Annotated in this window: 1 protein-coding gene; it reads right to left on the bottom strand. The window is 34.0% G+C overall.

The features are described from left to right. Positions 1-559: 559 nt before the first annotated feature. Positions 560-1,120, bottom strand: a complete 561-nt coding sequence (locus tag FGT79_RS30525) for a hypothetical protein (RefSeq protein ID WP_138756582.1) — start codon at positions 1,118-1,120, stop codon at positions 560-562. Positions 1,121-1,598: the final 478 nt, after the last annotated feature.

Genomic DNA, 1,598 nt, shown 5'->3' with positions numbered 1-1,598 from the left:
AACCTGTAGGTTTTTTTCTTAAAAGAATTATCGATTCCATTGATTATTACTGATGTCGTATCTTCTTCTCACATGAAAATTATCCCCTGTCTAAGTCGTTATTATTGCAGTTAAAGATATTTCCTAGCACTCCATTTACAACATATGGGCTATAAAATGTACTCCAATATTAGATCGTATCTAACAATTCGGGTGCAGTTCATAATATAGTTGGCCTTCATTTTGCTTTATGTGAACAAAAAGAAAACCACATGGAGTAATACTCGCATGTAGTCCGAAAATATTTTTCAAACATCTCAGGACCTAATTAACTAGGGCTTAGCTAAGAATAAGGCTTGTTTTAGCATTCACATCACGGCTAAGCTATACCCGTTTGACAATGTAGGAATTCGCTCTCTCTTCGCCACTGAGGGGGGAGCAATAGCGACATATAATAATTTATATACATTTATTCATTATTTACCGATTATCATTCAATCTACTCATTCTAAATATTGGTCGAGGGGAAATATGTTTATTATAAAGGTTTAATCATTCTATTGCTTCACATTTTAAATCACTATGGCCTGTCCTCTCCTGCTTGCCCTTCATTTTTCCACTTTTCAAATTCTTTGACTGCATCTTCAGGTAAAAAAGACATTACGACATCGTAAAAAATGCCATGACCTATAACTTCATACCCATTGAAAAATATGGTGTTGCCCTCTCTTCCACCGCCCCACATAGCAACATCAAATAATTTTCCATTTTTCTTGCTATCAAGCACATAATACAATCGGACATCCAAATTTGGTGATTCCTTCTTAACTGGTATCAAAACATCATTGTTTATCTGATTAAATAAATCAAAGTGTTCTTCCAAGTCACTACCGCTAATGACAATTTTTTTAACACTTTGTGAATTAATTAAATTACCAACACTCCAAGGTTGACGAGTAAGGATGAACGGGTTTACATAGTAAATTGTTAAAATAATATCAGCAATATTTTCATTTTCAATAAGTTCGGAGAAGTTAATCGACGGTTTATTTGAGTTCATATTGTCTCTCCCACAACTGCTTAAAATAGTGCATATAAAAAACAGCAAAATAATATACCCAAAATTAATATTTTTTTTCATCCAAATTCGATACCTCCTATTCGATTCATTTCATACATTGACGACCAACAAAATGAATTGGGTAAAGCAAAGTTCTGTTATTTAGCAAAAGATTTCCATATGACGAGATGTTGCAAGAGTGTTGCAAGATTGACTAATTTTGATTAATTAATATTTTCACAACAAATTCATCTGCTCTAATACTTATTTTTCGGTTTCCACTTATTATTATGCGGAGTCGCATCGCTAACTGTGATCGCCAGCGTCGCAACCATCTTTTTTTATCATTAGCGCTGAGGCGAATAAACAAAAAGAAAACATTGATTCGATAATAAATGAGTTTCTAAAATATGCTTAATTAGCTCTCATTGCCCGTCAGTGAAACGAATGTTACTTCTCAGGAAGTGGTTTCCACTTCTCGTCACGTTTATCGTTAGCGGTTGGCTTGCGATTAACACGTCCCAGTAAAAAGGCTTTTTGATATTGCCTTAATGACTGA

The organism is Paenibacillus sinopodophylli (assembly GCF_005930355.1).
Taxonomy (GTDB): Bacteria; Bacillota; Bacilli; order Paenibacillales; family Paenibacillaceae; genus Pristimantibacillus; species Pristimantibacillus sinopodophylli.
This window is presented reverse-complemented; position numbering and strand designations above follow the sequence as displayed.

Excerpts from the sequence above, each read along its gene's own strand:
- FGT79_RS30525 (WP_138756582.1), bottom strand. The coding sequence starts at position 1,120 with ATGAAAAAAAATATTAATTTTGGGTATATTATTTTGCTGTTTTTTATA.